This window comes from Enterobacter sp. RHBSTW-00994 (genome assembly GCF_013782625.1).
Lineage (GTDB): Bacteria > Pseudomonadota > Gammaproteobacteria > Enterobacterales > Enterobacteriaceae > Enterobacter.
The window spans coordinates 4,450,673-4,476,868 of sequence record NZ_CP056199.1; the positions used below are offsets into that span (position 1 = coordinate 4,450,673).

The 26,196-nt window shown below is 53.6% G+C and carries 20 protein-coding genes; 11 read left to right on the forward strand and 9 right to left on the reverse strand.

All coding sequences use genetic code 11. The features are described 5' to 3' along the window. Positions 1-217: 217 nt before the first annotated feature. On the forward strand, positions 218-1,837 hold the full coding sequence (pckA, locus tag HV346_RS21330; RefSeq protein WP_181621152.1) for a phosphoenolpyruvate carboxykinase (ATP): 1,620 nt from the start codon (positions 218-220) through the stop codon (positions 1,835-1,837). 59 nt (positions 1,838-1,896) lie between these two features. Here the strand turns inward: pckA and envZ are convergent, their stop codons facing one another. Further along, positions 1,897-3,243 carry a two-component system sensor histidine kinase EnvZ gene (gene envZ, locus HV346_RS21335; RefSeq protein ID WP_181621153.1) on the reverse strand — a complete coding sequence of 449 codons (1,347 nt, stop codon included), beginning with the start codon at positions 3,241-3,243 and terminating at the stop codon, positions 1,897-1,899. Beyond that, the gene (gene ompR / locus HV346_RS21340) at positions 3,240-3,959 is read right to left on the reverse strand and encodes a two-component system response regulator OmpR (RefSeq protein ID WP_001157751.1); all 720 of its coding nucleotides are present in this window, start codon (positions 3,957-3,959) and stop codon (positions 3,240-3,242) included. Before ompR ends, envZ begins: the two co-directional genes overlap by 4 nt. 232 nt (positions 3,960-4,191) lie before the next feature. Between ompR and greB the strand changes: the two genes are divergently transcribed. The 5 genes from greB (at position 4,192) to feoC (ending at position 10,266) form a co-directional block, all read left to right on the forward strand. Then, complete coding sequence (gene greB, locus HV346_RS21345) at positions 4,192-4,665, forward strand: transcription elongation factor GreB (RefSeq protein WP_181621154.1); 474 nt, start codon at positions 4,192-4,194, stop codon at positions 4,663-4,665. A gap of 87 nt (positions 4,666-4,752) precedes the next feature. Beyond that, positions 4,753-7,083, forward strand: a complete 2,331-nt coding sequence (locus tag HV346_RS21350) for a Tex family protein (RefSeq protein ID WP_181621155.1) — start codon at positions 4,753-4,755, stop codon at positions 7,081-7,083. 358 nt (positions 7,084-7,441) lie between these two features. Next, complete coding sequence (gene feoA / locus HV346_RS21355; RefSeq protein WP_181621156.1) at positions 7,442-7,669, forward strand: ferrous iron transporter A; 228 nt, start codon at positions 7,442-7,444, stop codon at positions 7,667-7,669. A 30-nt stretch (positions 7,670-7,699) separates the two neighbouring features. Then, entirely contained in the window at positions 7,700-10,018 is a 2,319-nt protein-coding gene (gene feoB / locus HV346_RS21360) for a Fe(2+) transporter permease subunit FeoB (RefSeq protein WP_181621158.1), read from the forward strand. 11 nt (positions 10,019-10,029) lie between these two features. After that, positions 10,030-10,266 carry a [Fe-S]-dependent transcriptional repressor FeoC gene (gene feoC, locus HV346_RS21365; protein WP_181621159.1) on the forward strand — a complete coding sequence of 79 codons (237 nt, stop codon included), beginning with the start codon at positions 10,030-10,032 and terminating at the stop codon, positions 10,264-10,266. 38 nt (positions 10,267-10,304) lie between these two features. On the opposite strand, the gene HV346_RS21370 is transcribed toward feoC, so the two are convergent. Beyond that, positions 10,305-10,574 carry a YdgH/BhsA/McbA-like domain containing protein gene (locus HV346_RS21370; protein WP_181621161.1) on the reverse strand — a complete coding sequence of 90 codons (270 nt, stop codon included), beginning with the start codon at positions 10,572-10,574 and terminating at the stop codon, positions 10,305-10,307. Positions 10,575-10,687: 113 nt separating this feature from the next. Beyond that, positions 10,688-11,461, reverse strand: a complete 774-nt coding sequence (gene bioH / locus HV346_RS21375) for a pimeloyl-ACP methyl ester esterase BioH (RefSeq protein WP_181621163.1) — start codon at positions 11,459-11,461, stop codon at positions 10,688-10,690. Between the two features lie 36 nt (positions 11,462-11,497). Here bioH and gntX point away from each other — a divergent pair, with 36 nt between their 5' ends. The 3 genes from gntX (at position 11,498) to gntT (ending at position 14,510) form a co-directional block, all read left to right on the forward strand. Beyond that, positions 11,498-12,181 carry a DNA utilization protein GntX gene (gene gntX / locus HV346_RS21380; RefSeq protein ID WP_181621164.1) on the forward strand — a complete coding sequence of 228 codons (684 nt, stop codon included), beginning with the start codon at positions 11,498-11,500 and terminating at the stop codon, positions 12,179-12,181. Between the two features lie 61 nt (positions 12,182-12,242). Beyond that, positions 12,243-12,818 carry a Fe-S biogenesis protein NfuA gene (nfuA, locus tag HV346_RS21385; RefSeq protein ID WP_181621166.1) on the forward strand — a complete coding sequence of 192 codons (576 nt, stop codon included), beginning with the start codon at positions 12,243-12,245 and terminating at the stop codon, positions 12,816-12,818. 375 nt (positions 12,819-13,193) lie between these two features. Further along, on the forward strand, positions 13,194-14,510 hold the full coding sequence (gene gntT / locus HV346_RS21390) for a gluconate transporter (RefSeq protein WP_181621167.1): 1,317 nt from the start codon (positions 13,194-13,196) through the stop codon (positions 14,508-14,510). A 54-nt stretch (positions 14,511-14,564) separates the two neighbouring features. On the opposite strand, the gene malQ is transcribed toward gntT, so the two are convergent. Together malQ and malP are read right to left on the reverse strand one after the other, a co-directional pair. Continuing rightward, positions 14,565-16,652: a 4-alpha-glucanotransferase gene (gene malQ, locus HV346_RS21395; RefSeq protein ID WP_181621168.1), complete on the reverse strand. Its 2,088-nt coding sequence runs from the start codon at positions 16,650-16,652 to the stop codon at positions 14,565-14,567. A gap of 9 nt (positions 16,653-16,661) precedes the next feature. After that, a complete protein-coding gene (malP, locus tag HV346_RS21400; protein ID WP_181621169.1) occupies positions 16,662-19,055 on the reverse strand; it encodes a maltodextrin phosphorylase in 2,394 nt (797 codons plus the stop codon). Between the two features lie 585 nt (positions 19,056-19,640). Between malP and malT the strand changes: the two genes are divergently transcribed. Continuing rightward, entirely contained in the window at positions 19,641-22,346 is a 2,706-nt protein-coding gene (gene malT / locus HV346_RS21405) for an HTH-type transcriptional regulator MalT (protein WP_181621170.1), read from the forward strand. A 61-nt stretch (positions 22,347-22,407) separates the two neighbouring features. On the opposite strand, the gene HV346_RS21410 is transcribed toward malT, so the two are convergent. Genes HV346_RS21410 through glpE form a run of 3 tightly spaced genes read right to left on the reverse strand, consistent with a single transcriptional unit; the run spans position 22,408 to position 24,397 of the window. After that, entirely contained in the window at positions 22,408-23,166 is a 759-nt protein-coding gene (locus HV346_RS21410; protein ID WP_181621171.1) for a DeoR/GlpR family transcriptional regulator, read from the reverse strand. Between the two features lie 15 nt (positions 23,167-23,181). Then, a complete protein-coding gene (gene glpG, locus HV346_RS21415; protein ID WP_181621173.1) occupies positions 23,182-24,012 on the reverse strand; it encodes a rhomboid family intramembrane serine protease GlpG in 831 nt (276 codons plus the stop codon). Between the two features lie 52 nt (positions 24,013-24,064). Further along, complete coding sequence (gene glpE / locus HV346_RS21420) at positions 24,065-24,397, reverse strand: thiosulfate sulfurtransferase GlpE (RefSeq protein ID WP_181621174.1); 333 nt, start codon at positions 24,395-24,397, stop codon at positions 24,065-24,067. A gap of 274 nt (positions 24,398-24,671) precedes the next feature. On the opposite strand from glpE, the gene glpD reads away from it, so the two are divergent. After that, positions 24,672-26,180 (forward strand): glycerol-3-phosphate dehydrogenase, encoded by a 1,509-nt coding sequence (gene glpD / locus HV346_RS21425; protein ID WP_181621175.1) that lies wholly within the window; start codon positions 24,672-24,674, stop codon positions 26,178-26,180. Positions 26,181-26,196: the final 16 nt, after the last annotated feature.

The following is a 26,196-nucleotide window of genomic DNA, read 5'->3' on the forward strand; positions in this document are numbered from 1 at the left end:
CTCCGTTAAATATACCGCGATTTAACCTTTTAAGAACATTTTCCCCACCCAAAAAACGATTCCTGCGATAATCCGTCCTGCTTCGTGACAGGAGTCACAGCGTTTTCCGCAGTAAGGGTTTTGTCCAGATACGTAAATCTATGAGCCCCGTCCCGGTTAACAACCTAAGAACAACCCTACAATTTCAGGCAGTACATATTGGCTAAGGAGCAGTGACATGCGCGTTAAAGGTATAACCCCGCAAGATCTCAAGGCTTATGGCATTCACGACGTCCAGGAACTCGTTTACAACCCCGATTACGATACGCTGTATCAGGAAGAGCTCAATCCAGCACTGGAAGGATACGAGCGAGGTGTGTTGACGAATCTTGGTGCTATCGCCGTCGATACCGGTATTTTTACCGGTCGTTCGCCGAAAGATAAGTATATCGTCCGTGACGAAACCACCCGCGATACGCTGTGGTGGTCAGATAAGGGCAAAGGGAAGAACGATAATAAACCGCTCTCCCCGGAAACCTGGCAGCATCTGAAAGGACTCGTCACTCATCAACTCTCCGGCAAGCGTCTGTTCATTATTGATGCCTTCTGTGGCGCCAATGCCGACACCCGTCTTTCTGTTCGTTTCATCACTGAAGTGGCCTGGCAGGCACATTTCGTGAAAAACATGTTTATTCGCCCAACCGATGAAGAGCTACAGGATTTCATCCCTGACTTTATCGTGATGAATGGCGCGAAATGCACTAACCCACAGTGGAAAGAACAAGGTCTGAATTCAGAAAACTTCATCGCCTTCAACCTGACTGAGCGTATCCAGCTGATTGGTGGAACCTGGTACGGTGGTGAAATGAAGAAAGGCATGTTCTCCGTGATGAACTACCTGCTGCCGTTGCAGGGCATCGCCTCCATGCACTGCTCGGCTAACGTCGGCGAAAAAGGCGACGTCGCGGTGTTCTTTGGTTTATCAGGAACCGGCAAAACCACCCTCTCCACCGATCCGAAACGTCGCCTGATTGGCGATGACGAACACGGCTGGGATGACGATGGTGTGTTTAACTTCGAAGGGGGTTGCTACGCGAAGACCATTCGTCTGTCTGAAGAGGCAGAGCCGGATATCTATCATGCAATCCGTCGCGATGCCTTGCTGGAAAACGTCACCGTCCGTGCCGATGGCACGATCGACTTCGATGATGCATCCAGAACTGAAAACACCCGTGTGTCATACCCGATTTACCACATCGACAATATCGTGAAACCGGTGTCGAAAGCGGGCCATGCCACGAAAGTGATTTTCCTGACCGCAGACGCATTTGGCGTGTTGCCGCCGGTATCTCGCCTGACCGCCAGCCAGACGCAGTATCACTTCCTTTCTGGTTTTACCGCCAAGCTGGCCGGTACAGAGCGTGGTGTGACTGAGCCAACGCCTACCTTCTCCGCCTGTTTTGGCGCAGCCTTCTTGTCGCTGCACCCAACGCAATACGCTGAAGTACTGGTAAAACGTATGCAGGCAGTTGGCGCGCAGGCATATCTGGTCAACACTGGCTGGAATGGAACCGGCAAGCGTATTTCCATCAAAGATACGCGCGCGATTATCGATGCCATTCTGGACGGTTCTCTGGACGACGCAGAGACCTTCACCCTGCCGATGTTTGACCTGGCGATCCCGACAAAACTGCCGGGTGTGGATACGCATATCCTCGACCCGCGCAATACTTACGGTTCACCGGAGCAGTGGCGTGAGAAAGCGGAAACACTGGCGAAACTGTTTGTTGAAAACTTTGAGAAGTATACCGATACACCAGCGGGCGTTGCACTGGTGAGTGCAGGACCTAAGCTGTAAGAGCCCCTTCACCCGGCCCTCTCCCCTGTGGGGAGAGGGTTCGGCTAAGAGGTAAAACATTAACTCTCTTTTACCTGCCCACGCATTGGCGGCACTGGCAACCAGGCGCGAATACTCAAACCGCCCCGTTCGCTGGTTCCAATCTCCAGCAAACCATTATGGTTATCAATGATACGCTGCACAATCGCCAGCCCTAATCCGGTTCCACTGGTACTGCGCGCACTATCCCCCCGCACAAATGGCTGGAAGAGGTGCTTACGCTGCTCAGGTTTAATTCCCGGACCATCATCTTCCACCTGGAACCAGGCACGATTTAGCTCAGAACCACTGCTAACCTTGATCCAACCATTCCCGTAACGAGCCGCGTTGACCACCATATTGGCAACGGCACGTTTGATGGAAAGTGGATGCATGCGTACCTGAATTTCACCCGGCTGTAGATCGGTGTCGATTTCACGCTCGTAGCCGCTTTCTGCCGCGACCACTTCTCCCAGTACCGCATTAAGATCCGCCATCTCCATTGGCATCTCCTGACCGGTACGCAGGTAATCGATGAACTGCTCGATGATGGCGTTACACTCTTCGATGTCCTTGTTAATCGACTCCGCGAGATAACCGTCTTCTTCGCCCATCATTTCCGTCGCCAGTCGAATACGCGTCAGCGGCGTGCGCAAGTCATGACTTACCCCCGCCATCAGCAACGTTCGGTCATCAGCCAGCTGTTTCACACCAGCCGCCATGTGGTTGAAGGCGCGCGTCACCGAACGGACTTCCGATGCGCCATACTCGCGCAGCGGTGGAGGAATAATCCCTTTACCGACCTGCAGCGCAGCATGCTCCAGGTCGACCAACGGTCGGTTTTGTATGCGGATGAACAACCATGCGCCGCCTATTGCCAGCAGCATAATAGCCAGGGTGTAACGGAACAGCGGTGAGAAGTCGCCCTGATGGATTTCCGTCAGGGGAACACGCACCCAGATGTTGGGCGATAGCCAGGTTTTCAGCCAGACAACCGGCGAGCTTTTGTTAACCTCGACGCGTACCTCCGTCGGGCCACCAAGCTGCTGCGCCATCTGTTGGCTTAAGAATTCATAGTGTTGCGCCCAGCGCAGGCCTGCGTCTTCCGCCGCTTCATTGGAATAGAGCGATATCCCCAGCTCGCGGTAGATTTCACGGCGAAAGGCCGGAGGAACCACCAGTTGCGTGCCGTCCTCCAGTTGCAGTTTGTCGGTCATCAGCATACGCACTTCGTAGGCTAAGACCTTATTGAACTGCTGGAGGCTCGGCAGGATCGCGAAGTTCAGCACCACCAGGTAGGTCGTCACCAGGCTGACGAACAGCAAGGTGACGATCAGTAACAGCGTGCGGGCAAACGAACTGCGCGGCGAGAAGCGCATTCGCCTCATGCTTTAGAACCGTCCGGCACAAACACGTAGCCCAAACCCCATACGGTCTGAATGTAACGAGGATGTGCAGGATCTTCTTCCACCATGCGGCGTAAGCGGGAGATCTGCACGTCGATTGAACGTTCCATTGCCGAGTATTCGCGACCACGCGCCAGGTTCATCAGTTTGTCGCGAGACAGCGGCTCACGCGGGTGGCTGACCAGCGCTTTCAGTACGGCAAACTCACCGCTGGTAAGCGGCATCGGCTCATCTTCACGGAACATCTCGCGCGTTCCGAGGTTCAGTTTAAACTTACCAAACGCAATGACGGCTTCTTCCTGCGACGGCGCACCTGGCAGTTCGTTCGCCTGGCGACGCAGCACTGCGCGGATCCGCGCCAGCAATTCACGCGGGTTGAACGGTTTTGGAATGTAGTCGTCAGCACCAATTTCGAGGCCCACGATACGGTCCACTTCTTCCCCTTTCGCCGTTACCATGATGATCGGCATCGGGTTACTTTGGCTACGCAGACGACGGCAGATAGAGAGACCGTCTTCGCCTGGAAGCATTAAATCGAGCACCATCAGGTGGAACGACTCACGTGTTAGCAGGCGATCCATTTGTTCAGCGTTCGCCACGCTTCGAACCTGGAAGCCCTGCTCGGTCAGATAACGCTCCAGCAGCGCACGCAGGCGCATGTCGTCATCCACGACCAGAATTTTGTAGTTCTCTTGCATTGTATGTACTCCCAAAGGCCCGGATAGTGTATCAGTACGTATTCTAAAAAAGTGCACGTCTACGACCAGCTAATTCTGGTATAAATTCTAGTCGAAATTGTTACAAAGCATATTTAACAGCAGCTTATCTGCACATTTCATCACATAAATCATTATTAATCCTGTCTGTTAAGCTTTGTGGTACGTAATGTGCGCAGAGCATGCAACGGAGTCGAGTCTTAAAGGTCACACCATGAAAACGCCGCTGATCACCCGTGAAGGGTACGAAAAACTCAAAAAAGAGATGGATTACCTGTGGCGAGAAGAGCGCCCGGAAGTGACCAAAAAAGTCACCTGGGCTGCGAGCCTGGGCGACCGCAGCGAGAATGCCGACTATCAGTATAATAAAAAACGGCTGCGTGAAATCGATCGCCGCGTCCGTTACCTGACCAAATGTCTGGAAAACCTGAGGATCGTCGACTATTCCCCTCAACAAGAAGGCAAAGTCTTCTTCGGCGCATGGGTAGAGATTGAGAATGACGACGGTGATACCCTCCGTTTCCGCATCGTCGGCTACGATGAAATTTTTGGTCGTAAGGATTACATCTCTATCGACTCCCCCATGGCCCGCGCCTTGCTGAAAAAAGAGGTGGGGGATTTAGCCATCGTCCAGACGCCAGCCGGTGAGGCCAGCTGGTATGTCAACGAAATCGAGTACGTAAAATAGTCTGAGAGCGCCCTCCACGGCTGGCATTTTGCCGTGTCAGTCCGTATAACTATCCCCCTTATTTTCGATCTATTAGATGATAAAGCCATGATGAAAGATTCGCTCTGCCGCATTATTGCGGGTGAACTTCAGGCGAGAGCTGAACAGGTAGAAGCTGCCGTTCGCCTGCTTGATGAAGGGAACACCGTGCCGTTTATTGCACGTTATCGTAAGGAAGTCACTGGCGGTCTGGATGACACTCAGTTACGTAACCTGGAAACCCGTCTGGGCTACCTGCGTGAACTGGAAGACCGCCGTCAGGCGATTCTAAAATCCATTAGTGAACAGGGTAAGCTCACGGATGACCTGTCGAAGGCCATCAACGGTACGCTGAGTAAAACCGAGCTTGAAGACCTTTACCTGCCTTACAAACCCAAACGTCGCACCCGCGGGCAAATCGCCATTGAAGCAGGCCTGGAGCCGCTGGCTGACCTGCTGTGGAACACACCGTCTCACGACCCGGACACCGAAGCCGCGAAGTATATCGATGCCGAAAAAGGTGTCGCGGATACCAAAGCCGCGCTCGACGGCGCGCGCTATATCCTGATGGAGCGCTTTGCAGAAGATGCCGCGTTGCTGTCCAAAGTGCGTGATTATCTCTGGAAAAATGCCCACATTGTCTCCACCGTCGTCAGCGGTAAAGAGGAGGAAGGCGCAAAATTCCGCGATTATTTCGACCATCACGAACCTGTTTCGACCGTACCATCGCACCGCGCACTGGCAATGTTCCGTGGCCGCAACGAAGGTATCCTGCAACTCTCACTTAATGCCGATCCACAGTTCGACGAGCCACCAAAAGAGAGCCACTGCGAGCAGATCATCACTGACCATTTAGGACTGCGTCTGAACAATGCTCCGGCGGATAGCTGGCGTAAAGGCGTGGTGAGCTGGACCTGGCGTATCAAGGTTCTGATGCACCTGGAAAACGAACTCATGGGAACGGTGCGCGAGCGGGCGGAAGACGAAGCGATTAACGTCTTTGCCCGTAACTTACACGACCTGCTCATGGCGGCTCCGGCGGGCCTGCGCGCCACGATGGGCCTTGACCCTGGGCTGCGTACCGGCGTGAAAGTGGCCGTTGTTGATGGTACAGGTAAAGTCGTGGCAACCGACACGATTTATCCTCACACGGGCCAGGCTGCAAAAGCCGCCGTCGTTGTCGCCGCGCTGTGTGAGAAACACAATGTTGAGCTGGTCGCTATTGGCAACGGCACAGCATCCCGTGAAACCGAGCGTTTCTTCCTGGATGTGCAGCAGCAGTTCCCAAAAGTAACAGCACAGAAAGTGATCGTCAGTGAAGCGGGGGCATCCGTGTACTCGGCTTCTGAGCTGGCTGCGCTGGAGTTCCCGGATCTCGACGTGTCACTGCGCGGTGCGGTCTCCATTGCCCGCCGTTTACAGGACCCGCTGGCGGAACTGGTGAAGATCGACCCGAAATCCATCGGTGTGGGCCAGTATCAGCATGACGTCAGCCAGACTCAGCTTGCCCGTAAGCTGGATGCTGTCGTGGAGGACTGCGTAAACGCCGTTGGCGTGGATCTGAACACCGCCTCCGTCCCACTCCTGACACGTGTGGCAGGCTTAACCCGCATGATGGCACAGAACATTGTCTCCTGGCGTGATGAGAACGGTCAGTTCCAGAACCGTCAGCAGTTGTTAAAAGTGAGCCGTCTGGGGCCTAAAGCCTTTGAGCAGTGCGCAGGTTTCTTGCGTATCAACCACGGCGATAACCCACTGGATGCATCAACCGTTCACCCGGAAGCCTACCCGGTGGTCGAGCGCATCCTGGCGGCCACGCAGCAGGCGCTGAACGATCTGATGGGTAACAGCAGCGAATTACGCAATCTGAAAGCCGTTGATTTTACCGATGAGAAATTCGGCGTGCCGACCGTATCTGACATCATCAAAGAGCTGGAAAAACCGGGCCGCGATCCGCGCCCTGAGTTTAAAACGGCGAAGTTTGCCGAAGGTGTCGAAACGATGAACGATCTGCTGCCCGGTATGGTGCTGGAAGGGGCCGTCACTAACGTCACCAACTTTGGTGCGTTTGTCGATATCGGCGTGCATCAGGATGGCCTGGTTCATATTTCTTCCCTTGCCGATAAGTTCGTTGAAGATCCGCATACCGTGGTGAAAGCCGGTGACATCGTGAAGGTGAAAGTACTGGAAGTCGATCTGCAACGTAAGCGTATCGCCCTGACGATGCGTCTGGACGAGCAGCCTGGTGATACCCATGCCCGTCGGGGTAACGGTGGCGCGAACCGAGAACAACAGCGTCCAGCCGCCAAAGCCGCGAAGCCACGTGGACGTGATGCTCAACCAGCGGGCAACAGCGCCATGATGGATGCGCTGGCAGCTGCGATGGGTAAGAAGCGCTAACCCCTCACTCTGCCCCTTTCCCCTATCGGGAGAGGGGCAGATATGCTGTGAGGTGTTCCCCTCGCCTCTTTGTGGTGAGGGTCAGGGTGAGGAAAATTAATTATCTCACCAATCCATAATTAATCTTAATATATGAAACCGATTGCATATCCATATTTAAACCGCAAATTATCACTCCATTAACAAATAAGTCTTCTCCAGCATTCCCTCCAGACCCGTAAATATTGAGCAAGGTCAAACAGGCCGTAAATTAATACCCGAAACAACATCCCGTCACATTTTATATATTGATGATAAAAACCATTCTCATTATCATTGTATTGTTGATTATTTCACCTTTCTTCGTTAAGTAGGCACTATGCAATTCACTCCAGACAGTGCATGGAAAATTACCGGTTTCACCCGCGAGATTAGCCCGGCTTATCGTCAGAAGCTGCTGTCACTGGGCATGCTACCTGGCTCATCGTTCCAGGTCGTGCGCGTTGCGCCGCTGGGTGACCCTATTCATATCGAAACCCGACGCGTCAACCTGGTACTGCGTAAGAAAGACCTCGCATTATTAGAAGTCGAAGCATTATCCCGATAACAGGCCAGCGGTTTCAGTGAGTCTAAAACAATGAAAAAATTAACTATTGGCTTAATTGGCAATCCTAACTCCGGCAAGACAACGCTATTTAACCAATTAACCGGCGCACGTCAGCGCGTAGGAAACTGGGCAGGCGTAACGGTTGAACGCAAAGAAGGTCAATTTGCGACAACCGACCATCAGGTCACTCTCGTTGATCTTCCCGGCACGTATTCATTAACGACCATTTCGTCGCAAACGTCTCTCGATGAGCAAATCGCGTGTCACTACATTCTGAGCGGTGATGCCGACGTCTTAATTAACGTTGTCGATGCCTCCAACCTTGAACGCAACCTCTATCTGACCTTGCAGCTACTGGAACTCGGTATTCCCTGCATCGTGGCGCTTAATATGCTCGACATCGCAGAAAAACAGAAACTGCGTATTGATGTTGATGCCCTGTCTGCGCGTCTGGGTTGCCCGGTTGTTCCCCTGGTTTCCACCCGTGGGCGCGGGATTGATGCGCTGAAGCTGGCTATCGATCGCCACACGAGCAACACCGACGTTGAGCTGGTGCACTATGCGCAACCGTTACTGCGCGAAGCGGAGCTGCTGGCAGATGAGATGGTAAAAAGCATGCCAGCCAAGCAACGGCTCTGGCTGGGTTTGCAGATGCTGGAAGGAGATATCTATAGCCGGGCTTATGCAGGTGATGCGGCCGATAAACTGGACGTTGCCCTGGCCCGCCTTAACGATGAGCTTGATGACCCGGCTCTTCACATTGCGGATGCCCGCTATCAGGGCATTGCCGCTATCTGCGATGTCGTCAGCAACGCTCTCACGGCAGAACCGAGTAAGTTTACCGCTGCCGTAGACAAGATCGTCATTAACCGCTTCCTCGGTCTACCCGTCTTTTTGTTGGTGATGTACCTGATGTTCCTGCTCGCCATTAACATCGGCGGGGCATTGCAGCCGCTGTTCGATGTCGGGTCAGTCGCTATATTTGTGCATGGTATTCAGTGGATAGGTCACACCCTGCACTTCCCGGACTGGCTGACCATCTTCCTGGCCCAGGGTGTTGGCGGCGGTATCAACACCGTTCTGCCGCTGGTTCCACAGATCGGCATGATGTATCTGTTCCTCTCCTTCCTTGAGGATTCCGGCTACATGGCGCGTGCTGCGTTTGTGATGGACAGACTAATGCAAGCGCTGGGTCTGCCCGGTAAATCCTTTGTCCCACTGATTGTCGGTTTCGGTTGCAACGTTCCTTCTGTCATGGGGGCGCGTACGCTGGACGCACCGCGTGAACGCCTGATGACAATTATGATGGCCCCGTTCATGTCCTGCGGTGCGCGTCTGGCGATCTTCGCCGTCTTTGCCGCGGCCTTCTTTGGCCAGCAAGGCGCACTGGCGGTGTTCTCACTGTATGTTCTGGGTATCGTGATGGCGATCCTGACGGGTCTGATGCTGAAACACACCATCATGCGTGGTGAAGCGTCACCTTTCGTTATGGAATTACCGGTCTACCATGTGCCACACCTTAAAAGCCTGGTGATTCAAACCTGGCAGCGCCTGAAAGGATTTGTCCTGCGTGCCGGTAAAGTGATTGTCGTCGTGAGTATTTTCCTGAGCGCCCTGAACAGCTTTACGCTGACCGGCCAGGCGGCCGACAATATTAACGACTCCGCACTCGCCTCCGTCAGCCGCGTGATCACCCCACTGTTCAAACCAATTGGTGTTCATGAGGATAACTGGCAGGCCACCGTTGGCCTGTTCACGGGAGCAATGGCAAAAGAAGTGGTTGTCGGCACACTGAACACGCTTTACACAGCAGAGAACATTCAGGAGCAGGAGTTCAACCCGGCAGAATTTAACCTCGGGGATGAACTGCTCGGCGCAGTAGATGAGACGTGGAAGAGCCTGAAAGATACCTTCAGCCTGAGCGTACTGGCGAACCCTATCGAAGCCAGTAAAGGCGACGGCGAAATGGCAACCGGCGCAATGGGCGTGATGAGCCAGAAATTTGGTAGTGCCTCCGCGGCTTACAGCTACCTCATCTTCGTTCTGCTCTATATTCCGTGCATCTCTGTCATGGGGGCGATTGCACGTGAATCCAGCCGTGGATGGATGGGCTTCTCCATCCTGTGGGGGTTGAACATCGCCTACTCGCTGGCAACGCTCTTTTATCAGGCAACCAACTTTAACCAGCACCCGCGTTACAGCCTGGTCTGCATCCTGGCGGTGATCTTGTTCAACGTGATCCTCCTTGGCCTGCTGCGCCGGGCGCGCAGTCGCGTCGATGTCGACCTGCTGGCAAGCCGCAAAACAGCAGCCACCTGCTGTGAAAGCCATGCGGGCGACTGTCACTAAGGAGTATGGCAATGGCATCGTTGATTCAGGTACGTGATTTACTGGCGCTGCAGGGACGAATGGAGGCTAAACAATTGAGCCTCAACCTGCACACACCGCGGCCAATGATCGATGCCATGCTGGAAAGACTGGAAGCTATGGGGAAAGCCGTTCGTATTCAGGAAGATGCGGATGGATGCCTGTCCGGCAGTTGCAAGAGTTGCCCGGAAGGGAAAGCCTGCCTGCGGGAATGGTGGGCCCTGCGCTAATAATGCCGGGTAGCATCACGCTTCCCGGCGTTATTTCATTACTTGTACACGTCCGCCGTTGCGCGCACGTTTTTCGTCTGCTTCTCAGCGCTGGTGATGACGTAGTATGTCCCGCCCAGCTCATCCGCTTTCTTCGACAGCTCTTTTTTCGCGTCCATAGGCGCGGTAGTGTCAGACGTAGAAATCTCACCAACTTTGGTCAGATTCATCTCTTTAAGTTTATCTTTTTCAAGCTCTTTCGCTGCAAACACACCAAATGACAGTGACCCAATAACCAGAGAAGTGACAATACCCGTGATAAGTTTCATAACCATGACTCCCATAGAGGATTGTTGTTTTGATTATCGTAGGCAGTACAACCGCAACGACATGTTGAGTATTGTTGCGGTGCGTCACTTTTTCCAGGTTGGTTGGAAATTAATCAGTTTAAACGTTGACTTAACGCAACCAGCGCTGAACAAAACTCCGCGGGATGCGAGATAAACGGCGCATGCGCAGCCTTATCGATCACCAGAGATTCACTTTGCGGCCATCGCGTATCCAGCAGTGGAACCACTTTGCGTGGCACAAGCCCGTCCAGATAGCCGTAAATACGCAGATGCGGTACTTCCAGTAACGCCAGAGGCTCGCGCAGATCTGCGGTTTTCAGTATCTCCAGGCCACCATTTAGCACCTCAACATCCGGCATCGACAATGACAGCACCGTATTTTTCAACGTCCTGGCATCCTGACGCGCCGTTTCCGTTCCCATGGTTTGCAAAGCCAGGAAGCGCTCAACCGTCCGTCGGAAGTCTTCACTCAACTGCTGCTGAAATCCGGCCAGTACCTCCGGTTTGATACCCGGCCAGCCCTCTCGTGCGCTAAAGCAGGGTGAAGAGGCGACCGTAACCAGCGCCTGCACACGTTCAGGGTGAGACAGCGCTATGCTGCTTGCCACCAGCCCGCCCAGACTCCATCCAAGCCAGATCGCTTTTTGCGGCGCGGCATCCAGAACATGCTGAGCCATCTCATCAAGCGACATCTCGCCAAAGCTGTGACTACGGCCAAAGCCCGGCAGATCCACCAGGTGCAACGTAAACTGCGAGGCCAGTTCCTCACTAATGCAATGCCATACCTCAGCGTTCAGCCCCCATCCGTGCAGCAGCACAAGATGGCAATTTCCCGTTCCCGTGGTCTGCCACCAGAGTGTTTTCATCGGTTACTGTTCTCTTTTTTTACAGGGAGGTTGCACATGCTAACAGTGCCAGGCTTATGCTGGCTATGCCGAATGCCGCTCGCGTTGAGCCACTGGGGAATATGTTCCGTCTGCACGTATGCGCTCACCCCACGCATCACCGTCTGCCCGCAGTGCGGTCTGTCAGCCGTCAGCCAGATCGTCCCCTGCGGGCGATGCCTGCAAAAACCGCCGCCATGGAATGCGTTAGTGGCAGTCAACGACTATGTTCCGCCGCTGAGCCGCCTTATCCACGCCTTCAAATTCGCTCGCCAGACCACGCTGGCCTCCTCACTCGCACGCGTGCTACTGCTGGCCCTTCTGGCGGCGCGCCGTTCTCGCGCATTACCGCGTGTCGACCTCATCGTGAACGTCCCACTACACAGAAGACGCCACTGGCGACGGGGCTATAATCAAAGTGATTTGCTGTGCCGCCCTCTGGCGTACTGGCTCAACTGTCGCTACGTTCCCTCAGCAATCAAACGCGTGCGGGCGACAGCAATACAGCATCAGCTCAGTGCCTCGTTACGCAAAAGAAATCTTAAAAAGGCCTTTCACCTTGAATTACCGGTCAAAGGGCTCCATATCGCCATTGTGGATGATGTCGTCACTACCGGCAGTACCATTGCAGAACTATCCCGACTGCTTTTGCAAAGCGGCGCAGCATCGGTTCAGGTATGGTGTCTTTGTCGTACCTTGTAGCCCTTTTCCGATGGGCGTATTATTATACCCAGGTAATTTAGTCAACTATTAGGCCAAAGCTATGATCCGTATTTCCGATTCTGCACAAGCGCACTTTGCCAAACTGCTGGCAAATCAGGAAGAAGGGACGCAGATCCGCGTGTTTGTGATCAATCCAGGCACTCCGAATGCAGAATGCGGTGTCTCTTATTGTCCTCCGGACGCTGTGGAAGCAACTGACACTGCCCTTAAATTTGAACAGCTCACTGCCTATGTTGATGAGCTGAGCGCGCCGTATCTTGACGATGCGGAAATTGATTTCGTCACCGACCAGTTGGGTTCTCAGCTGACGCTGAAAGCGCCTAACGCAAAAATGCGTAAAGTGTCTGACGACGCCCCGCTGATGGAGCGTGTGGAATATCTGCTGCAATCGCAGATCAACCCACAACTGGCAGGACACGGTGGTCGTGTCACTCTGATGGAAATCACTGACGATGGTCTTGCTATCCTGCAATTCGGTGGCGGATGCAACGGTTGCTCCATGGTCGATGTGACGCTGAAAGAAGGGATCGAGAAACAACTGTTGAACGAATTCCCTGAACTGAAAGGCGTGCGTGACCTGACTGAACACCAGCGCGGTGAGCACTCTTACTACTAAGTTCCTGCCAGTGCCCCCGCTTACGGTAGCACCAGGAAGAGTGCAGTGTGATGCCCTCATACCGCCCCTCACCCACCGGAGAGGGCGAAAATATTAAAAACGGTAACCCAAAGGTTACCGTTTTGCGTTTACCTCCCCATATGTTGACCTGCGTCTCATAATTTAAATTTTGCCCGCCAGGGTGATTCTCAACCCGACCATGTTACCCGTATCATTCTCGTGGGCACTAAGCACACTCATAACAGCCGTCTAAACTCATATGTTTCGTGGGCAATCAGTATTAGTGCCGCAAATCCTCTGTTCCCAGTTGGGACAAATGGACGTTGTCGTTGAAACAATGACGTTACCCATAACAATTCAAAGGCCAGGTAAATCATGCCATTAGTCATCGTCGCTATCGGTGTAGTCTTATTACTGCTCTTGATGATCCGTTTCAAACTGAACGGGTTTATCGCTCTGGTTCTGGTGGCACTTGCAGTCGGTCTGATGCAAGGTATGCCGCTGGTGAAAGTTATCAGCTCTATCAAAGCCGGTGTCGGCGGCACGCTTGGCAGTCTGGCCTTGATCATGGGCTTCGGCGCAATGCTCGGCAAAATGCTGGCAGACTGCGGCGGCGCACAACGTATTGCCACCACCCTGATTGCCAAATTCGGTAAACAGCACATTCAGTGGGCCGTGGTATTAACCGGTTTTACCGTCGGTTTTGCCCTGTTCTATGAAGTGGGCTTCGTGCTGATGCTGCCACTGGTATTCACCATCGCCGCGGCGGCAAACATTCCTCTGCTGTATGTCGGTGTACCTATGGCTGCGGCCCTGTCCGTAACCCACGGCTTCCTGCCGCCGCACCCAGGCCCAACCGCTATTGCGACCATTTTCCACGCCGATATGGGTAAAACCCTGCTGTTCGGTACAATTCTGGCCATCCCGACCGTTATCCTGGCAGGCCCGGTCTACGCCCGTTTCCTGAAAAGCATCGATAAGCCTATCCCGGAAGGTCTGTACAGCGCGAAAACCTTTACCGAGGAAGAGATGCCAGGTTTTGGCGTCAGCGTCTGGACCTCACTGGTTCCGGTCGTGCTGATGGCGATGCGTGCAATCGCTGAGATGGTGCTGCCAAAAGGTCACGCTTTCCTGTCTGTTGCGGAATTCCTCGGCGACCCTGTGATGGCAACGCTGATTGCCGTTCTGATTGCGATGTTTACCTTTGGCCTGAACCGTGGTCGTTCAATGGATCAGATCAACGACACGTTGACTTCATCCATCAAAATCATCGCGATGATGCTGCTGATTATCGGCGGTGGCGGTGCATTCAAGCAGGTTCTGGTCGACAGTGGCGTTGATAAATACATCGCTTCCATGATGCATGAAACCAATGTCTCACCAATCCTGATGGCCTGGTCTATTGCGGCGGTTCTGCGTATCGCATTAGGTTCTGCAACGGTTGCCGCTATTACCGCGGGCGGTATTGTTGCGCCGCTGATTGCGACTACAGGTGTAAGCCCTGAGCTGATGGTTATCGCAGTTGGCTCCGGTAGCGTGATTTTCTCTCACGTGAACGATCCGGGCTTCTGGCTGTTCAAGGAGTACTTCAACCTGACCATCGGTGAAACCATCAAGTCCTGGTCAGCTCTGGAAACCATTATTTCGGTGTGTGGCCTGGTAGGGTGTCTGCTGCTGAATATGGCAATCTGATGTAAAAAAGCCGGGTGGCGCTAGCGCTTACCCGGCTTGTATTTCCCGTCGAAACTATCGTTTCTGGCTCAACGCTCTTCTGCGTTTATCCAAATCTTTAATCAGCTTGTTCACCTCATCATCGGCAAACATCTTCTCAAGCGTTATGGACAACTTGCGACGCCAGTTCTTGTACTGGTAGCTCGTTCCCGGAATGTTCACCGGTTCTGCCATATCAATCCAGTCTTCCGGCTGTAACCCCAACAAGGCACTATTGCTGTCAGCAATGTAACGCTGCAAACCACGGTTGAGGGTGCTCGTCATCGACATCAATGAAGCCTTATGTCCAGCCCGTTTCGGCAGACAGCCGTGTTTATGCAGGGCATCCAGCAGACCTTGCTTCGCCAGTTCACGATCCTGGTACAACCCGCGTAGCACCTCTTCATCCGGATAAAGACCAAGCGTTTTACCCAGCGTCAGGTCACCACTTTCCCAATAACCTTTGAGCGTAGGAAGATCATGCGTCGTCGCGACAGCCATTGATTGTTCCGGGTACGCCTGCGGCGCACGGAAGATTTTCTCATGGTCATTCTCAAAATAGAGCACTTTGTAGGAGTAAACGCCGCTATCTCGTAGCTTACTGACAATCTCTACCGGCACAGTTCCCAGATCTTCACCGATCACCATGCACTGATGGCGCTTACTCTCCAGCGCCAGGATCGAGAGCAAATCATCGACGGGATACTGAACATACGCCCCGTGATCGGCTGTTTCGCCATATGGGATCCACCACAGACGCAGCACCGACATGACATGGTCAATGCGCAGCGCTCCGCAGTTCTGCATGTTGGCACGCAGCAGGTCGATAAACGGTTCGTAAGCCCTTGCCACCATGACGTGCGGATCGATTGGCGGTAAGCCCCAGTTTTGTCCGAGTGGGCCAAGAATATCCGGCGGCGCCCCCACTGATGCTTTCAGGCAATAGAGATCGCGGTCGCACCAGGTTTCCGCTCCGCCTTCAGCCACACCAACAGCCAGATCGCGATACAGCCCAATCGGCATATTATAGCCCTGACTCACCTGCCAGCAGGCAGCGAACTGGCTGTAAGCCAGCCACTGCAACCACAGGTAGAAATCCACTTCATCCGTATGCTTTTCACAGAAGGCTTTCACTTCAGGAGTATCAACGGATTGATAAGCTTCCGGCCACACCGGCCAGCCCCAGCGCATTTCATCCTCTTTCACCTGATACGCATGCAGCGCGTCAAACGCCGCCTGCCAGTAGAGGCTCTCCCCCTCCTGCGTCACAAACTGACGGAAAGCGGACATCTGCTCGTCATCACGTTGCGCGAAACCTTTCCACGCCAGACGTAATGCCGCCATTTTTAGCGCGGTAACAGTGGCATAATCCACCCAGTCAGCGTTGCGCGCCTGTTTCAGCGCCTGCTGAGTCGTGCTCAGCGTCCACCAGTCCTGCGCCTCTTTACTGTTCCTGAAATCGTCGATCGCATTCACATCGATATAGATGACATTCAGCCAACGGCGGGACGAGGGGCTATATGGGCTGGCACTTTCCGGGTTAGCCGGGTAGAGAGCGTGGATCGGGTTGAGGCCAATAAACGCACCACCGCGCTCGCCAACATTGGCCAGCATCTTTTTCAGATCGCCAAAATCGCCGATACCCCAGTTACTGTCAGAACGCAGCGTATAGAGCTGCACGCATGCACCCCACAGCTTTTTACCTTCCAATAGCGCCTGTGGTTCATAGCAACGTTTTGGCGCAACAATCACCCGACAGTGAAAACGCATGTCATCCTGGGTGAGCGTTAGTGTGTGATAGCCCTCCGGCAGTTTCGCCGGAAGGGTAAGTGCTTTGCCACCGGTTGCGTGGCCCTTATGCTGATGGCCCTCTTCTGTGGTGAGAAGCCAGCTAAATTCGCCGCGCCCCTCCACCATCAGCGGCATTTTTTTGCCCGCGGTGAAGACTTTAACGTTCGGCACTGGCGTTCCCGACGCTTTCGCGTCGGGTTTGGCCCTGTGCATGGCATCCAGCAAACGTCTTTTGGTGTCAGCGCCAATAGACTGTGGTTTGCCGTGAGCATTGATGTAACTGAGGCTGATCCCCGCCGCCTGCGCGGCACTATCCAGACGTTTACTCTCCATCGCGCTTCCTTAGCGTTTTGCCTGCCAGATACGGGCCTGATAATCACGGATTGAACGGTCAGAGCTGAACATGCCACAGCGAGCGGTGTTCAGAATGCACGCACGGGTCCAGGCTTCCTGATCGCGATACAACACGTCGACCTGCTTTTGCGCTTCCACGTAGGCCGCAAAATCCGCCATCACCAGGTATGGGTCACCGCCGTGTTTGTCCATGCTGTGCAGCATCTGGTCAAACGCGTGCTTATCGCCATCGCTGTATTTACCGCTTTCCAGCTCTTTCAGAACGGCATCAAGCACTTTGTCTTTCTTACGCCATTTCACCGGGTCGTAGCCTTTCGCTTTAATGGCTTTCACGTCTTCCACGGTATGGCCGAAGATAAAGATGTTCTCTTCACCTACCTTCTCGGCAATTTCGACGTTTGCACCATCCAGCGTGCCCACCGTCAACGCGCCATTGAGTGCCAGTTTCATGTTGCCTGTTCCGGAGGCCTCTTTACCCGCCGTGGAAATCTGCTCAGAGATATCCGCAGCCGGGATCAGCATTTCTGCGGCAGAAACACAATAATCCGGCAGGAACACCACTTTCAGTTTGTCGCCCACTTTCGGATCATTGTTGATAGCTTCAGCTACCTTGTTGATCGCCAGAATAATGTTTTTCGCCAGATAGTAGCCCGGTGCAGCTTTTGCGCCGAACAGGAACACACGCGGTACGCGATCCGCTTCCGGGTTCTCGCGGATCTCTTTGTACAGTGCCAGAATGTGCAGCAAGTTCAGGTGCTGACGTTTGTACTCATGCAAACGCTTGATCTGGATATCAAAAATCGCATGCGGGTTGATCTCAATCCCGGTGCGTACCTTCACGAACGCAGCCAGACGGACTTTGTTCTCCAGCTTGATCGCGCGGTAGGTTTCACGGAATTTCGCGTCATCAGCATATTTTTCCAGATTGATGAGCTGGTCCAGATCGTTAGCCCACTCTTTCTTCAGTGTTTTATCCAGCAGGCCTGCCAGCAGTGGGTTGCACTGTTTGATCCAACGACGTGGCGTAATGCCGTTGGTCACGTTGTGGAATTTGGTTGGCCATAAATGGTGATATTCCGGGAACAGATCTTTCACCACCAGATCGGAGTGCAGCGCCGCAACGCCGTTGACGGCAAAGCCACCCACCACGCACATGTTCGCCATGCGCACCTGTTTATCGTGAACCACAGCCAGTTTCGCCCAGACTGCTTTGTTACCCGGCCAGGTTTTATCCACCAGTTTCTTAAACTTGTCGTTAATCTTGTTGATGATCTGCATGTGGCGTGGCAGCAACGTTTTCACCAGCTTCTCATCCCAGCACTCCAGCGCTTCTGGCATCAAGGTGTGGTTGGTGTAAGCAAACGTGCGGCTGGTGATCGCCCAGGCGTCATCCCAGTTCAGCTGGTGCTCATCAATCAGCACGCGCAGCAATTCCGGGATCGCAATGGTTGGGTGAGTATCGTTAAGCTGAATCACTTCGAAATCGGGCAGTTGCACCAGCTTACGGCCTGCCAGGTGATGGCGGCGAAGAATATCGGCAACAGAACAGGCACACTGGAAATACTGCTGCATCAGACGCAGTTTTTTACCCGCCAGATGGTTGTCGTTCGGGTAGAGAACCTTTGTCAGTTTCTCGGCATCGATACCCTGCTGCTCCGCGCGCAAGAAATCGCCATCGTTGAATTTGGTCAGGTTGAACGGATGGGCGTGCTTCGCCTGCCACAGACGCAGTGGCTGCGACACCCCATTACGGTAGCCCAGCACAGGCAGATCCCAGGCTTCGCCGGTGATCGTAAAAGCAGGTTCCCAGAGGCCTTGTTTCGTGACTTTTCCGCCAATCCCCACCTGCACATCAAGCTGCGCATTGTGGCGGAACCACGGGTACGTATTGCGATGCCAGTCATCCGGCGCTTCCATCTGATGGCCATCGGCAAACGACTGACGGAACAGACCATATTGATAGTTAAGGCCATAGCCAATTGCGGACTGACCGACCGTTGCCATGGAGTCGAGGAAACAGGCCGCCAGGCGTCCCAGACCGCCGTTACCCAGCGCCGGGTCGGTCTCTTCTTCCAGTAAATCAGTAAGGTTAATGTCGTGCTCTTTCAGGACATCGCCCACATCCTGATACCAGCCCAGGTTCAACAAGTTATTGCCTGTCAGACGGCCAATCAGGAACTCCATTGAAATGTAGTTGACGTGACGCTGGCCTTTGACAGGCTTCGCCACTGGCTGTGCATCAAGTTGCTCTGCGAGCGCGCCACTGACTGCCTGCCACCACTGGTGAGGTGTCATATCCTGCGCAGCATGAAGACCGAAACGCTGCCACTGACGTGTCAGGGCAGCCTGAAATTGAGCTTTGTTAAAAGTAGGCTGTGACATAGGGAATCGGCATCCTGTAGAGAGAGAAAACATGTTGGCGCTAGTGTGCCTGGCTCACTGCGCCTCTTCCTCATCCTGTAGGGGATTAGACAGGGAGGAGTAGCGGGGATGAGCGTAAAAGTGTGATCAAAGCCACTCTATGAGCATAGATCGAGTGTGCGCTGATGGAGAAAAGATAACCGGGAAGAGTGTCAAAAAAATGAAATGCAGTTTCGGGTAAAATTAATCCGCCCTGAAATGATTACTTACGTAGAATAATATTTCTGCAATTCAGGACTATCTCAGTACGGTATTAAGCTGGCTTAACTTTACCGGGGCTTTATTAACTTTTACGTCACTATACCGTTCTGAAACCCGTTTCAGGATAACCGCACCAAATGCATACAAGCCAGCATCCACGCGGTATGTAAGCCATTTAAAAAAGTTCCCACCGTTATCTAAATAATTTTGTGACAGAGTGCAAATTCAGAGGCACAAAACCCGGACATAACTTGCAATAGTTCCCTTTCTGGCCGACCTTATATCTATTAATTACGAAGCGCAAAAAAAATCAAATTCCTCGTTCCCCACAGTGAAGTGAAAAATATGTTGATTCCGTCCAAATTAAGTCGCCCGGTTCGTCTTGACCACACGGTGGTTCGCGAGCGTCTGTTGGCTAAACTTTCCGGCGCGCATAATTTCCGACTGGCGCTGGTTACGAGTCCTGCAGGTTATGGAAAAACAACGCTCATTTCGCAATGGGCAGCAGGGAAAAGCGATCTTGGCTGGTACTCCCTTGATGAGGGCGATAACCAGCAAGAGCGTTTTGCCAGTTACCTCATTGCGGCTATTCAGCAGGCAACCAACGGGCACTGTGTCACCAGCGAAGTCATGGTGCAAAAACGCCAATATGCGAGCCTGTCTTCGCTGTTCTCTCAACTCTTTATCGAACTTGCAGAGTGGCATCGCCCACTTTATGTGGTCATTGATGATTATCATCTGATCACCAATCCGGTCATCCATGAGTCCATGCGCTTCTTCCTGCGCCATCAGCCAGAGAACCTGACCCTGGTCGTACTGTCACGCAATCTGCCGCAACTGGGTATTGCTAACCTGCGTGTTCGCGATCAATTGCTGGAAGTCGGAAGCCAGCAGCTTGCCTTTACCCATCAGGAAGCTAAACAGTTCTTTGATTGTCGTCTGACGTCGCCTATTGAAGCAGCCGAAAGCAGTCGTCTTTGCGATGATGTCGCGGGTTGGGCCACCGCACTGCAGCTTATCGCCCTCTCCGCCCGCCAGAACAATAGCCCAACGCACCAGTCGGCGCGGCGTCTGGCCGGGATTAATGCCTCTCATCTGTCTGACTATCTGGTGGATGAAGTTCTGGACAGCGTTGACGCCTCAACACGCCAGTTTCTGCTGAAAAGTTCCCTTCTTCGTTCCATGAATGATGCGCTGATTGTGCGCGTCACGGGTATCGAAAACGGCCAGCTACAGCTCGAAGAGATCGAGCGTCAGGGGTTATTCCTGCAACGTATGGACGATCCTGGCGAATGGTTCTGCTACCACCCGTTGTTTGGCAACTTCTTACGCCAGCGTTGCCAGTGGGAACTTGCCGTTGAGCTACCTGAAATTCACCGCGCTGCCGCCGAAAGCTGGATGGCGCAAGGATTCCCAAGTGAAGCGATTCACCATGCGCTCGCCGCCGGTGATGCCAGTATGTTGCGCGATATCCTGCTCAATCACGCCTGGGGATTATTCAACCACAGCGAGCTGACGTTGCTCGAAGAGTCGTTAAAAGCCCTGCCGTGGGAAAGTCTGCTGGAAAATCCGCGTCTGGTCCTGTTGCAGGCCTGGCTGATGCAGAGCCAGCATCGCTACAGTGAAGTGAATACCCTGCTCGCCCGTGCTGAACAGGAAATGGAAAGTGAGATGGATGCCACGCTGCACGGCGAGTTTAATGCCTTGCGTGCGCAGGTAGCGATCAACGACGGCGATCAGGAAGAGGCTGAACGCCTGGCGATGGTCGCCCTCGACGAACTGCCGTTAGCTAACTTCTACAGCCGTATCGTCGCCACCTCGGTTCACGGCGAAGTATTGCACTGCAAAGGCGACCTCACGCGTTCACTTTCCCTGATGCAGCAAACAGAGCAGATGGCCCGCCGTCATGATGTCTGGCACTACGCGTTATGGAGCCTGATACAGCAAAGCGAAATCCTGTTCGCTCAGGGCTTCCTGCAGGCGGCCTGGGAAAACCAGGAGAAAGCGTTCCAGTTGATCCGCGATCAGCATCTGGAGCAGTTGCCGATGCATGAGTTCCTGCTGCGCATTCGCGCTCAACTGTTGTGGGCCTGGTCTCGCCTGGATGAAGCTGAAAGCTGCGCCCGCCAGGGTGTTGACGTGCTCTCAAGCTTCCAGCCCCAGCAGCAGTTGCAATGCCTGGCGTTGCTGGTGCAATGTTCGCTGGCACGCGGCGATCTGGACAATGCCCGTAACCACCTTAACCGTCTGGAAAACCTGCTGGGTAACGGTCAGTATCACAGTGACTGGGTCTCAAATGCCGATAAAGTCCGGGTGATTTACTGGCAAATGACCGGTGACAAAAAAGCCGCCGCCAACTGGCTGCGTCAGACGCCAAAGCCCGAGTTTGCGAATAACCATTTCCTGCAAAGCCAGTGGCGCAATATCGCGCGCGTCCAGATCCTGCTGGGTGAATTTGAGCCTGCAGAGATGGTGCTGGAGGAGTTGAACGAAAACGCACGCAGCCTGCGCCTGATGAGCGATCTGAATCGCAACCTGCTACTGCTCAACCAGCTTTACTGGCAGGCAGACCGCAAAAATGATGCACAGCGCGTATTGCTCGAAGCGCTACAGCTCGCGAACCGGACCGGATTCATCAGTCACTTTGTGATTGAAGGTGAGGTTATGGCACAGCAGTTACGCCAGCTTATTCAGCTCAATACGCTGCCGGAGCTGGACCAGCATCGTGCCCAGCGAATTTTGCGTGAGATTAACCAGCATCACCGTCACAAGTTTGCGCACTTTGATGAGAACTTTGTTGAACGTCTGCTGAACCACCCGGAAGTCCCGGAACTTATCCGCACCAGTCCGCTCACTCAGCGTGAATGGCAGGTTCTGGGGCTGATTTACTCTGGTTACAGCAACGAACAGATTGCCGGTGAACTGGCGGTTGCAGCGACCACCATCAAAACGCACATTCGTAATCTGTATCAGAAACTCGGTGTCGCGCATCGTCAGGATGCAGTGCAACATGCGCAGCAGCTGTTGAAGATGATGGGGTATGGCGTGTAGGTTCTTTGCGGCCTGTTGCCCTCACCGCCTCTCTTCCACAGGGAGAGAGGCGGCAGGCTTATCAGCACAGTTCTAGCTGCAAATTATTATCTTTAATCACCTGCAACACTCCCGCTGGCGGCATCACGTCGGTGTAGACGGCATCCACCATACTGATGCTGCCCATGTTTACCATCGCGTTACGGCCAAATTTAGAGTGGTCCACCACCAGCATAACGTGACGCGAATTCTCAATAATCGCGCGCTTCGTACGAACTTCGTGGTAATCAAACTCCAGCAGGGAACCATCACTATCGATGCCACTGATCCCCAGAATGCCGAAATCAAGACGGAACTGGGAGATGAAATCGAGCGTTGCCTCCCCAATAATCCCCCCGTCACGGCTACGCAGTTCTCCCCCCGCCAGAATGATGCGGAAATCATCTTTCTTCATCAGCGTATTGGCAACGTTCAGGTTGTTTGTCACCACACGCAGGTTCTCATGCTCCAGCAACGCATGGGCAACCGCCTCTGGCGTCGTCCCGATGTCGATAAACAGCGTTGCGCCATTCGGGATCTGGCTGGCGACTTTGCGGGCAATCCGTTCTTTTTCTGCTGTCTGTGTCGATTTACGGTCATGCCATGGGGTATTTACAGAACTGGATGGCAGAGCAGCCCCACCGTGGTGACGCAGAATGCGGTTTTGATCGGCCAGATCGTTCAGGTCACGACGAATCGTTTGTGGGCTCACCGCAAATTGCTCGACGAGCTCTTCGGTACTGACGTATCCCTGTTTTTTTACCAGATCGATAATGGCGTCATGACGTTGTGTTTGTTTCATGAAAAATCCCTGGAATTATGTTCGTTTCCGCGCATGCAGCGTATCAGCAAATGCCATTGCCAGCCCGACAGCCAGTCCGGTTACGTGCGCACCGTTGGCGATAGACATACCAAACAGATCAAACCATCCGGCGACTAACCATACTAATGCAAAGGTGATTAAACCGCGTTGCAGATAGATGCCGCTTTGCGGATCGCGCTCACCTCTGAGCCAGACATACCCCATTAAGGCATACACCACGCCAGAAAGCCCGCCAAACCATGGGCCACTGAATTTATGCTGCACATAACCGCTTAACAAGGCGCTGATTACCGTAATGACAATCAACTTACCGCTGCCCAGACGCTTTTCAACCGCGCCGCCGAGATACCACCACCACAGCAGGTTGAAAAGAATATGCATAACAGAAAAGTGCATCAGCGCGTGGGTAAAATAGCGCCAGACATCAAACTGCACAGAGGGATCGTAAGGCCAGGCCAGCAGCAACATTACCGGCTGATCGCCCACCACGTTCATAATAATGAACACCAGGATACAAGCGGCCATCAGCAGCAGCGTAAAGGGGCCTGCGCGTTCACGTACCGTGGCAATAAAAGGAAAACGGCGATAGTGCAATCCGCTGCCCGTATGGCCAGATTGCCAGCTTGCCGCCAGATAGCGAGGGTCTGCGGGGTTCTCAAGGAAACGCGCCAGCTCAGCGTTTACACGCTCAGCCTGGCTTTCGTCAGCCAGCCAGACATCAGTCTGTGTATGTTGCTGGACGGTCAGAATAACGCCCTGCGTCGCCATATAATCGACAAACGCCTGGGCGACGCGCGGGTTGGTAAAAGAGGTAATCATCAGCATCGCAGCAGTCGCTTATTTCCACACAAAAGGGGACAGTATAGAGCGAATGGTTTTAGCCGCCAAACGCGTGCTCAACTTCTGCCGGGAAATGGCGATGCCAGGCGTCAAAGCCGCCGTCGACACTATAAACTGCATCATAACCTTGCTGGAGCAGATACTGCGCCGCCCCTTTGCTGCTGTTGCCGTGGTAGCACATCACCATCACCGGCGTTTCGAAGTCGTTATCGCGCATAAACGCGCCCAGAGAGTCGTTAGTCAGATGAAATGCGCCCGGCGTATGGCCCATAGCGAAACTTTGCGGATCACGAATATCCACCAGCACCGCCGTTCCCTGGTGCATTTTCTGATGGGCTTCTTCTACGTTAATACATTCAAAATGATCCATGCTGTTCTCTTTACATTATTCAGGTTGGGTGCGGTCTGATGCTCTCACCCCGGCCCTCTCCCTTCAAGGAAGAAGGAGCAAATCATTCCCTCGTCCGTCTGGGGAGAGGAGGCATTATTTTACCCTCTAGTGTACGTCCTGGCGGCGGGTAAACGCCATTATGTTATCCATATCACTCTAAATTGTTTTTTTGATGTTACCAAAAGCGCGAGCCTTTGCTATTATGAGCGATATCGAACATTTTTGAGCTTTAACGAAAGTGCATGAGGGTGACATGGAAACCAAAGATCTGATTGTAATAGGCGGTGGCATCAACGGTGCAGGTATTGCAGTCGATGCCGCAGGACGCGGGTTATCGGTACTGATGCTGGAAGCCAACGATCTCGCCTGTGCGACATCGTCCGCCAGCTCAAAACTGATCCACGGAGGCCTGCGCTACCTGGAACACTACGAGTTTCGCCTCGTCAGTGAGGCGCTGGCAGAACGTGAAGTTCTGTTGAAAATGGCTCCCCATCTGGCCATCCCGATGCGCTTTCGTCTTCCCCACCGTCCACACCTCCGTCCGGCATGGATGATCCGCATTGGGCTGTTTATGTACGATCACCTGGGTAAACGCACCAGCCTGCCGGGCTCAGGTGGTTTGCGTTTTGGCTCAGAATCAGTGCTTAAACCTGAAATCGTGCGCGGATTCGAATATTCCGACTGTTGGGTGGATGATGCCCGTCTGGTTCTTGCCAATGCGCAGATGGTGCAGAAGAAAGGCGGTGAAGTGAAAACCCGCACTCGTGCAACGGCAGCCCGCCGTGAAAACGGCCTGTGGATTGTTGAAGCGGAAGATGTCGATACCGGCGAGAAATTCAGCTGGAAAGCACGCGGTCTGGTGAATGCTACCGGCCCGTGGGTGAAACAGTTCTTTGACGATGGCATGCACCTGCCTTCCCCATACGGGATCCGCCTGATTAAAGGCAGCCATATTGTCGTGCCGCGCGTACACACCCAAAAACAGGCCTACATCCTGCAAAACGAAGATAAGCGCATTGTGTTTGTCATTCCGTGGATGGACGAGTTCTCGATCATCGGCACAACCGATGTGGAGTACAAAGGCGACCCGAAAAATGTCGAGATCGATGAGAGCGAGATTAACTACCTGCTGAAAGTGTACAACGCCCACTTTAAGAAACAGCTGGCCCGCAATGATATCGTCTGGACCTATTCAGGCGTGCGTCCGTTGTGCGATGACGAATCCGACTCTCCACAGGCAATCACGCGCGACTACACGCTCGATATTCATGATGTCGATGGTCAGGCTCCCCTGCTTTCTGTATTTGGCGGGAAGCTCACAACCTATCGCAAGCTGGCCGAGCATGCGCTGGAAAAACTGGTTCCGTACTATAAAGGCATCGGCCCGGCGTGGACCAAAGGCGCGGTACTGCCTGGTGGTGAAATCGGCGGCAACCGGGATGACTTTGCGGCGAAGCTGCGCCGTCGTTACCCGTTCATTACCGAATCCATGGCTCGCCATTATGCCCGCACCTATGGCAGCAACACCGAGTGGATTTTGGGCGAGGCAAAAGAGATCTCCGACCTGGGCGAGCATTTCGGACACGAGCTGTACGAAGCAGAGCTGCGCTATCTGGTTGAACACGAATGGGTGCGCCGACTGGATGATGCTATCTGGCGTCGTACCAAAGAAGGGATGTGGCTGAATGCTGAACAGCAGTCTCGCGTGGCCCAGTGGTTACTGCAACATGCGGGAAAGCGTGAGCTGTCGTTAGCGTCGTAATACGTTCGGCCTTATG

Excerpts from the sequence above, each read along its gene's own strand:
- HV346_RS21350 (WP_181621155.1), top strand. The coding sequence starts at position 4,753 with ATGATGAAAGATTCGCTCTGCCGCATTATTGCGGGTGAACTTCAGGCG.
- feoA (WP_181621156.1), top strand. The coding sequence starts at position 7,442 with ATGCAATTCACTCCAGACAGTGCATGGAAAATTACCGGTTTCACCCGC.
- glpG (WP_181621173.1), bottom strand. The coding sequence starts at position 24,012 with ATGCTGATGATTACCTCTTTTACCAACCCGCGCGTCGCCCAGGCGTTT.
- feoB (WP_181621158.1), top strand. The coding sequence starts at position 7,700 with ATGAAAAAATTAACTATTGGCTTAATTGGCAATCCTAACTCCGGCAAG.
- gntX (WP_181621164.1), top strand. The coding sequence starts at position 11,498 with ATGCTAACAGTGCCAGGCTTATGCTGGCTATGCCGAATGCCGCTCGCG.
- ompR (WP_001157751.1), bottom strand. The coding sequence starts at position 3,959 with ATGCAAGAGAACTACAAAATTCTGGTCGTGGATGACGACATGCGCCTG.
- glpD (WP_181621175.1), top strand. The coding sequence starts at position 24,672 with ATGGAAACCAAAGATCTGATTGTAATAGGCGGTGGCATCAACGGTGCA.
- bioH (WP_181621163.1), bottom strand. The coding sequence starts at position 11,461 with ATGAAAACACTCTGGTGGCAGACCACGGGAACGGGAAATTGCCATCTT.
- envZ (WP_181621153.1), bottom strand. The coding sequence starts at position 3,243 with ATGAGGCGAATGCGCTTCTCGCCGCGCAGTTCGTTTGCCCGCACGCTG.
- malQ (WP_181621168.1), bottom strand. The coding sequence starts at position 16,652 with ATGGAGAGTAAACGTCTGGATAGTGCCGCGCAGGCGGCGGGGATCAGC.
- malP (WP_181621169.1), bottom strand. The coding sequence starts at position 19,055 with ATGTCACAGCCTACTTTTAACAAAGCTCAATTTCAGGCTGCCCTGACA.
- nfuA (WP_181621166.1), top strand. The coding sequence starts at position 12,243 with ATGATCCGTATTTCCGATTCTGCACAAGCGCACTTTGCCAAACTGCTG.
- feoC (WP_181621159.1), top strand. The coding sequence starts at position 10,030 with ATGGCATCGTTGATTCAGGTACGTGATTTACTGGCGCTGCAGGGACGA.
- malT (WP_181621170.1), top strand. The coding sequence starts at position 19,641 with ATGTTGATTCCGTCCAAATTAAGTCGCCCGGTTCGTCTTGACCACACG.
- gntT (WP_181621167.1), top strand. The coding sequence starts at position 13,194 with ATGCCATTAGTCATCGTCGCTATCGGTGTAGTCTTATTACTGCTCTTG.
- pckA (WP_181621152.1), top strand. The coding sequence starts at position 218 with ATGCGCGTTAAAGGTATAACCCCGCAAGATCTCAAGGCTTATGGCATT.
- HV346_RS21370 (WP_181621161.1), bottom strand. The coding sequence starts at position 10,574 with ATGAAACTTATCACGGGTATTGTCACTTCTCTGGTTATTGGGTCACTG.
- glpE (WP_181621174.1), bottom strand. The coding sequence starts at position 24,397 with ATGGATCATTTTGAATGTATTAACGTAGAAGAAGCCCATCAGAAAATG.
- greB (WP_181621154.1), top strand. The coding sequence starts at position 4,192 with ATGAAAACGCCGCTGATCACCCGTGAAGGGTACGAAAAACTCAAAAAA.
- HV346_RS21410 (WP_181621171.1), bottom strand. The coding sequence starts at position 23,166 with ATGAAACAAACACAACGTCATGACGCCATTATCGATCTGGTAAAAAAA.